This window comes from Pseudoalteromonas sp. AOP7-A1-14, assembly GCF_052376275.1.
In the GTDB taxonomy this organism is placed as follows: Bacteria; Pseudomonadota; Gammaproteobacteria; order Enterobacterales; family Alteromonadaceae; genus Pseudoalteromonas.
Genome location: NZ_JBQSVO010000145.1, coordinates 1 through 7,687 on the forward strand (window position 1 = coordinate 1; position 7,687 = coordinate 7,687).

The 7,687-nt window shown below is 40.0% G+C and carries 7 protein-coding genes; all 7 read left to right on the forward strand.

The window, feature by feature from the left end; genetic code table 11:
• Positions 1 to 312 (forward strand): hypothetical protein (locus ACT3RM_RS16175; RefSeq protein ID WP_444511418.1); only part of this gene is annotated, 312 nt, incomplete at its 5' end.
• Between the two features lie 132 nt (positions 313 to 444).
• Entirely contained in the window at positions 445 to 1,461 is a 1,017-nt protein-coding gene (epd, locus tag ACT3RM_RS16180; RefSeq protein ID WP_441836311.1) for an erythrose-4-phosphate dehydrogenase, read from the forward strand.
• A 47-nt stretch (positions 1,462 to 1,508) separates the two neighbouring features.
• Entirely contained in the window at positions 1,509 to 2,684 is a 1,176-nt protein-coding gene (locus tag ACT3RM_RS16185) for a phosphoglycerate kinase (protein WP_441836310.1), read from the forward strand.
• A 201-nt stretch (positions 2,685 to 2,885) separates the two neighbouring features.
• Complete coding sequence (gene fba / locus ACT3RM_RS16190; protein ID WP_441836309.1) at positions 2,886 to 3,950, forward strand: class II fructose-bisphosphate aldolase; 1,065 nt, start codon at positions 2,886 to 2,888, stop codon at positions 3,948 to 3,950.
• A gap of 508 nt (positions 3,951 to 4,458) precedes the next feature.
• Positions 4,459 to 5,148, forward strand: coding sequence for a phosphate regulon transcriptional regulator PhoB (gene phoB, locus ACT3RM_RS16195; protein ID WP_441836308.1), 690 nt, complete (start codon positions 4,459 to 4,461; stop codon positions 5,146 to 5,148).
• Positions 5,149 to 5,192: 44 nt separating this feature from the next.
• Positions 5,193 to 6,497, forward strand: coding sequence for a phosphate regulon sensor histidine kinase PhoR (gene phoR / locus ACT3RM_RS16200; RefSeq protein ID WP_441836307.1), 1,305 nt, complete (start codon positions 5,193 to 5,195; stop codon positions 6,495 to 6,497).
• Between the two features lie 190 nt (positions 6,498 to 6,687).
• Positions 6,688 to 7,656, forward strand: coding sequence for a PstS family phosphate ABC transporter substrate-binding protein (locus ACT3RM_RS16205; protein WP_441836306.1), 969 nt, complete (start codon positions 6,688 to 6,690; stop codon positions 7,654 to 7,656).
• Positions 7,657 to 7,687: the final 31 nt, after the last annotated feature.

Consider the following 7,687-nt stretch of genomic DNA (forward strand, 5'->3'; position numbering starts at 1 on the left):
GTTAAAACGTTTTTAGCAGGATTTTATTTTACAGGTTTATATATGCAACGTAGTTTTATACCTTCATTAGTGGGGGTCGCTGTGAGTTTAGTGATAGTGTGGTTTTTACATGGTTTTTTATTGGCTGATAGCTGCCTAGATAATGGTGGCGCTTTTGATTACAGTACCAACTTATGTGTGGGGACTAATGGTGACGTTATTGCGCAGCCTCTAAATAATACTATGATTGTGCTTTATTGTGTTGTCATAATGGTGACTTCGTTATTGGTAACCAACGTAATTCGTAAGGCGTTATGTAAGTTCCAAAATTAATCTCCCTAACTTAGGTTAATTTTAAGTTTCTGCTGTTAAGCTCTTATAAAAACCTGCAAGGTCGATTACAATACAGCCATCTAAAAAGGCTGTGGCCTTTTGTGCAAGCAAATAGAGTGGATTTTCTTTCTCATGGCAATCAAACTTGCAATCAATGGTTTTGGTCGAATCGGACGAAATATAGTACGTGCGCTGTACGAAACCGGGCTTGATGAACAAATAAAAATTGTAGCAATCAACGAATTAGCAGCACCAGAGGGCATTGCCCATCTCCTTAAATACGATACCTCTCATGGGCGTTTTAGCTTCCCTGTCACTTTAGGGGAAGATGATATAACTGTCGCCAACGATACGATTGCATTGTTTGCAGAGCAAAATCCCGCTGAATTACCTTGGCATACCTTAGGCGTTGATGTGGTTCTAGAGTGCTCTGGGGTTTATCACTCACGCGAGCATGCAAACTTACATTTAAACGCTGGGGCAAAAAAGGTGTTGTTTTCTCAGCCTGCTGATGCGGATGTCGATGCCACGATTGTGTATGGTATTAATGATGACGAATTAATTGCTGAGCATACGATTGTCTCTAATGGGTCGTGTACTACTAACTGTATTGTGCCGGTAATCAAAGTGCTGGATGATGCCTTTTCAATTGAATCTGGGGCGATTACGACTATCCATGCCTCGATGCACGATCAACAAGTAATTGACGCTTATCATCATGATTTACGCCGTACTCGCGCAGCGAGTCAGTCAATTATTCCAGTTGATACCAAACTTGCCCGAGGTATTGAGCGTATTTTACCTAAGTTTCATGGTCGCTTTGAAGCGATTGCGGTGCGAGTGCCCACTATCAATGTAACTGCAATGGATTTAAGCGTAACCGTTAATTCAGACGTTGATTTAAAAGCGGTAAATAAGGCTTTAAAAGCCGCCGCAAAAGATCGTCTCGAAGGTATTTTAAGTTATACCGAAGAACCATTAGTTTCAGTTGATTTTAATCATGACCCACATTCTTGTATCATAGACGGCACACAAACTCGAGTTAGTCATAAACGGCTGATAAAGTTACTGGTGTGGTGTGACAACGAATGGGGATTTGCTAATCGTATGCTCGATACTGCCCGTACAATGGTAGCAGTAAGTAAATAATTAATATTTATAAAAATAATTCAGTATTGTTAACTAAGGAGAAGTCCATGTCGGTCATCAAGATGGCAGATTTAGATTTAAACGGCAAACGCGTATTAATTCGTGAAGATTTAAATGTGCCTGTTAAAGCAGGTAAAGTGACCTCAGATGCACGTATTCGCGCAGCGTTACCAAGCATTAAACTAGCCCTTGAGAAAGGCGCTAAAGTAATGGTTATGTCACATCTTGGCCGCCCTACAGAAGGGGAATATGATGAAGTATTTTCATTAGCTCCCGTAGTTGATTATTTAAATGAGGCGCTTGAGCAAAACGTACGTCTTGAAAAAAATTACTTAGATGGCGTTGAGATTACCGATAACGAAGTGGTTGTTTTTGAAAACGTGCGTTTTAATAACGGCGAGAGTAAAAATGACGAAGCGCTTTCTAAAAAGCTAGCTGCACTTTGTGACGTGTATGTGATGGATGCATTTGGTACCGCTCACCGCGCGCAGGCTTCAACTCACGGTGTCGGTTTATTTTCAGATGTGGCGTGTGCAGGCCCATTATTAGCAGCAGAGCTTGAAGCGTTGGGTAAAGCGCTTGATAATCCAGCTCGTCCATTAGTGGCGATTGTTGGTGGCTCTAAAGTATCGACTAAATTAACAGTACTCGATTCGCTTTCAACAGTTGTTGATCAACTTGTTACCGGTGGCGGTATTGCCAATACCTTTATTGCCGCAGCGGGTCACCCTGTAGGTAAGTCATTATTTGAAGCTGGCTTGATAGATGAAGCAAATAAACTCAGCGCAGCTGCAAAAAGTAATAACGGCGAAATCCCAGTTCCTACTGATGTAGTTGTTGGTAATGAGTTTTCAGAGTCAGCTGTAGCAACGCTTAAAGATGTTAGTGAAGTAACAGATGAAGATATGATTTTTGATATCGGTCCTGATACTGCCAATCAATTAGCAAAAATTATTGCTAATGCAGGTACTATAGTATGGAATGGTCCGGTTGGTGTATTTGAATTTGACCAGTTTGGTAATGGCACTCGTGCTATTGCACAAGCAATTGCAAATTCAAAAGCGTTTTCAATCGCAGGTGGTGGTGATACCCTAGCGGCGATTGATAAGTATGACATTAGCGATAAAATTTCGTATATTTCAACTGGTGGTGGTGCTTTCCTTGAGTTTTTAGAAGGCAAGAAACTACCAGCAGTTGCTATGCTTGAAGAGCGCGCTAAGTAATTTGCGCGCGATAACGTGGTGGTAAAACATCACGTTAAACACCATTAATAAAATACCTCTCACCCTTATTTTATTAATGGTTTAACGGTTAAGGCTGGTAATTACTAGTTGTTACCGTGATGCCTAAGTGCATTGACCTTAACAAATCCGTTCAAACTAGATGGTAGAAAACTGCTATCGATACAATTTGGAGAATCCCCAATGGCTTTAATCAGTATGCGACAACTTCTTGATCATGCAGCTGAAAATGGTTATGGCGTACCTGCTTTTAACGTAAATAACCAAGAGCAAATGCGCGCAATTATGGAAGCGGCTGATAAAACTAATAGCCCTGTAATTGTTCAAGGTTCAGCTGGAGCTCGAGCTTATGCCGGCGCCCCATTTATTCGTCACATGATTTTAGCTGCTGTAGAAGAGTGGCCACATATTCCTGTTGTTATGCATCAAGATCATGGTACCTCACCGGGTGTTTGCCAACGTTCAATTCAATTAGGTTTTTCATCAGTAATGATGGATGGCTCATTAATGACCGACGGTAAAACCCCATCAAAGTACGACTACAATGTAGATGTAACCCGTCAAACTGTTGAAATGGCACATTCGTGTGGTGTATCAGTTGAAGGCGAGCTGGGCGTATTAGGATCGCTTGAAACGGGCGAAGCTGGCGAAGAAGATGGTGTTGGCGCTGAAGGTAAACTAACTGCAGAACAAATGCTTACCAATCCTGAAGAAGCGGCTGATTTTGTGCGTAAAACTCATGTTGATGCATTAGCAATCGCATGTGGTACATCACACGGTGCTTATAAATTTACTCGCCCGCCTACAGATGATATTTTAGCGATTGACCGTATTAAAGCGATTCATGCACGTATTCCTGATACTCATTTAGTAATGCATGGTTCATCGTCAGTGCCACAAGAATGGTTAGAGATCATTAATCAATATGGTGGCGAAATTCCTGAAACTTACGGTGTACCGGTTGACCAAATTGTTGAGGGTATTAAGTTTGGTGTCCGTAAAGTGAATATAGATACTGACTTACGCTTAGCATCAACAGGGGCTATTCGTCGTCATTTAGCGCAAAATCCAGCTAACTTTGACCCGCGTAAATATTTAGCAGAAGCGACCAAGGCGATGTCTGAAATTTGTATTGCTCGTTATGAAGCTTTTGGCACTGCGGGGCAAGCAAACAAGATTAAGCCCATTTCACTTGATGAAATGCACTTGAAATATCTATCAGGTGAGCTTGATCCTAAGATCAAATAGCTAAACAAATTTAATTTAGTTAACTCTAAGTTCAAGTTATTTAAAAGCCAGCACTTTTTAAGTTGCTGGCTTTTTTGATCTGAGATCAAAGTTATACCAAGTGAGTTATTCAAGATCATTATTTTACTAAGTAAGTGATTTAAAGATCAGATTTATACTAACGATCTTAGCTAAGCCGCTGATGATTGTTTTAAAAGTAAACGATGAAAATTTTAGCTGAACAAAAGATCAAGGGTTTAGCAACAGCAGTGGGTATAAATATGATCCTAAAATTGATCTGGTTGGTATTTGTCTGATCTGAGTTAGCAAGGTTGATAATTTAGTGATCCAGCCTAAACTTCGTTTTAGGTAAAGTAGGATTAGCTAGAAATGTAATTATTTGGACCTTTGTTAGGCTAATTTGTGTTTTTTTTAGTCTCATTTCAAATAACACGTTACACTTTCATAAAAATGTCATACTTAGTCATAATAATGAAAACTAGTTCGGTAACGAAAGAGATTAAATTCAATGGCACGTAAAGTATTAGTCGTCGATGACGAAGCACCAATTAGAGAAATGTTAGTTTTTGTATTGGAACAAAATGGTTTTCAAGCAGTTGAAGCACAAGATTACGATTCTGCAATTGCGGCGATGGTAGAACCGTACCCAGATATGGTTTTACTGGATTGGATGTTACCCGGTGGTAGCGGTATTCAAGTTGCGAAAAAGTTTAAAGAAAACGAATATACTCGTAAAATCCCTATTATTATGCTGACCGCACGTGGTGAAGAAGAAGATAAAGTGCGGGGGCTAGAAGTAGGGGCTGATGATTATGTTACTAAGCCTTTTTCACCAAAAGAGCTAATGGCGCGAATTAAAGCGGTTATCCGCCGTGTTGCACCTACATCACTTGAAGAAGCAATAGAAGTGCATGGCTTAAAGCTTGATCCTATTTCTCACCGTGTTACCTCTGAGGGTAGTGAACTGGATATGGGACCTACTGAGTTTAGACTACTTCATTTTTTTATGACTCATCCTGAACGTGTTTATAGTCGAGAGCAGCTGTTGGATCATGTGTGGGGTACGAACGTGTATGTGGAAGATAGAACGGTTGATGTACATATTCGTCGTTTACGTACAGCTATAGCGTCGTTAGGCCATGACAGACTAGTTCAAACAGTGCGTGGTGCCGGTTATCGCTTTTCAAGTAAATTATAAAAACACGTAGGCTAAGCCCACGTACATAAAGGTAAAGTAAGTGTATGTATCGAGTTGTTAATAAACAGGCGCTAGCAAAGCGCCTGTTTATGTATTTTTTACCTCTGCTATTAATTGGCGTGCTTGTGGGTGCGCCATTTTTGCTTTTATTTTTAGGATCTTTTTCATTACTACTTTGGCACTACCATCAGCTTTATAGGCTCAGTGATTGGTTGCTTAACCAACGTAGCTTTAACCCACCAGAAGGTGAGGGTGTATGGGAGCAAGTGTTTGAGGGAATTTATCATTTACAACATCGTAATCGTAAAAAACGTAACGAGCTAGCAGATTTAATTCGCCGTTTTAGAGATGGCGCTGAAGCAGTTCCTGATGCAGTTGTGGTGCTGCAAAAAGATTTAAGTATCGTATGGTGTAACCAACTAGCACTAAAAGTATTGGGGTTACAGTGGCCAACGGATCATGGCCAACGTTTAGATAACTTAATTCGTGACCCCAAATTTGCTAAATATATGCAATTAGAGTCGTTTGATGAAGCATTAGAGCTTGATAGTGGACATAAACAAGTACTTGAGTTTCGAGTAATGCCTTATGCTAGCTATCAGTTGATGGTGGTGCGCGATGTCACCCGATTAAAACAACTTGAACAAATGCGTAAGGACTTTGTTGCTAATGTTTCTCATGAGCTACGAACACCGCTTACGGTGGTAACTGGTTATTTAGAGATGCTTGACGGTGATAATTTACCGCCCCCGGCAATGTGGCATAAAGCGCAAAATACCATGCTTGGACAGTGTCAGCGCATGGATAGCTTGGTAAATCAGCTGTTGTCGCTGTCACGTATTGAAGGTGCACGTCGACAGGACAATGATAAACCAGTCAATGTGCCGCAAATGCTGAGCTATATCAAAACTGAAGCGCAATCAATTAATCAAGATAAAAACCATCAGCTGATTTTTAATATTAATGAAAGTTTAGATATTAAAGGTTCGGGAGATGAGCTACGCAGCGCGTTTTCAAATTTGGTGTTTAACGCCATTCATTATACAAAACCTGGTGGGGTGATAAATGTGTTGTGGCAGTTAAAAAATGATCAAGCTCAGTTTAGTGTAACTGATAATGGTGATGGTATTGCCCCTGAGCATATAAATCGGTTAACGGAGCGTTTTTACCGAGTTGATAAGGCGCGCAGTCGCATCACCGGTGGATCTGGGCTTGGCTTGGCTATTACCAAACATGTGTTAACTAGACACGATAGCCATTTGAACATTAAGAGTAAATTAGGAAAAGGCTCGGTTTTCTCATTTTCTTTTGCTAAAGAGAAAATTGTAAATAGCCTGAAATCTAGTTGAATTTATATTTAACTTTTTGAAATAAATAGGTTTTCAAGTTGTTCTTTACTGACTAGAAATTTTGAAATTAAACAATAATAGCCTGCTAAAGTCATAAAACTGTCACACCATAGTAATTTAACTGTCATCTAGTCACTTTAGAGTAGGGCGCAGTTAAGAAATGGAACGAATAAATCGGAGTTAACCCTTTATGAAATTTAAAAATTTAGTCGCTGCAATTAGTGTAGCTGTAACAACGTTTGCTTCTGCACAGGTTATGGCAGTCGATAAAACAATACCTGAATATCAAAAAGTAAGTGGTATTTCAGGTAACTTTTCATCAGTGGGCTCTGATACATTAGCCAACATGATGACTTTTTGGGCTGAAGAATATAAACGTATTTACCCAAATGTAAATATTCAAATTCAAGCGGCAGGTTCTTCAACTGCACCACCGGCGCTTACAGAGGGCACTGCAAATTTTGGTCCAATGAGCCGGAAAATGAAGTCAAAAGAAATAGAATCGTTTGAAAAACGTTACGGTTACAAACCAACGGAAGTTCGTGTAGCAATTGATGCGCTTGCAGTATTTGTTCATAAGGATAATCCAATTAAGGGATTACGCATTGATGAAGTTGATGCAATTTTCTCATCAACTCGCAAATGTGGTGCTACTAAACAAGTTAATCGCTGGAGTGAAATAGGTTTAACTGGTGATTGGGCTTCGCGCGATGTCCAGCTTTATGGTCGTAATTCTGTGTCTGGGACTTATGGTTACTTCAAGAAGAAAGCTTTATGTAAAGGGGATTTTCGTAACAACGTAAATGAACAGCCTGGTTCGGCTTCTGTTGTGCAATCAACGTCGTCATCGTTGAATGCGATTGGTTACTCTGGTATAGGTTATAAAACATCAGGTGTACGCACGGTTCCGCTGGCTAAAAAAGGCGATAACTTTGTCGATGCGACCCTAGAGAACGTTGCAACAGGTAAATACCCATTATCTCGTTTCTTGTATGTTTATGTAAACAAGCACCCAAATAAGCCTTTAGCGCCTATTGATGCTGAATTTTTAAAAATGGTGCTATCACAAGATGGCCAAGGTATTGTTAAAAAGGATGGTTATGTACCCCTTTCTGGCCAGTTGGCAATGAAAGAGCTTAAAAAGCTAGATCTTCTATAAAGTTAATAAAAAATAAAAAAACCGCGCAATT

Bases quoted from the DNA above. Each gene is read 5' to 3' on its own strand.
- phoR (WP_441836307.1), top strand. From the start codon at position 5,193: ATGTATCGAGTTGTTAATAAACAGGCGCTAGCAAAGCGCCTGTTTATG.
- ACT3RM_RS16185 (WP_441836310.1), top strand. From the start codon at position 1,509: ATGTCGGTCATCAAGATGGCAGATTTAGATTTAAACGGCAAACGCGTA.
- fba (WP_441836309.1), top strand. From the start codon at position 2,886: ATGGCTTTAATCAGTATGCGACAACTTCTTGATCATGCAGCTGAAAAT.
- phoB (WP_441836308.1), top strand. From the start codon at position 4,459: ATGGCACGTAAAGTATTAGTCGTCGATGACGAAGCACCAATTAGAGAA.
- epd (WP_441836311.1), top strand. From the start codon at position 445: ATGGCAATCAAACTTGCAATCAATGGTTTTGGTCGAATCGGACGAAAT.
- ACT3RM_RS16205 (WP_441836306.1), top strand. From the start codon at position 6,688: ATGAAATTTAAAAATTTAGTCGCTGCAATTAGTGTAGCTGTAACAACG.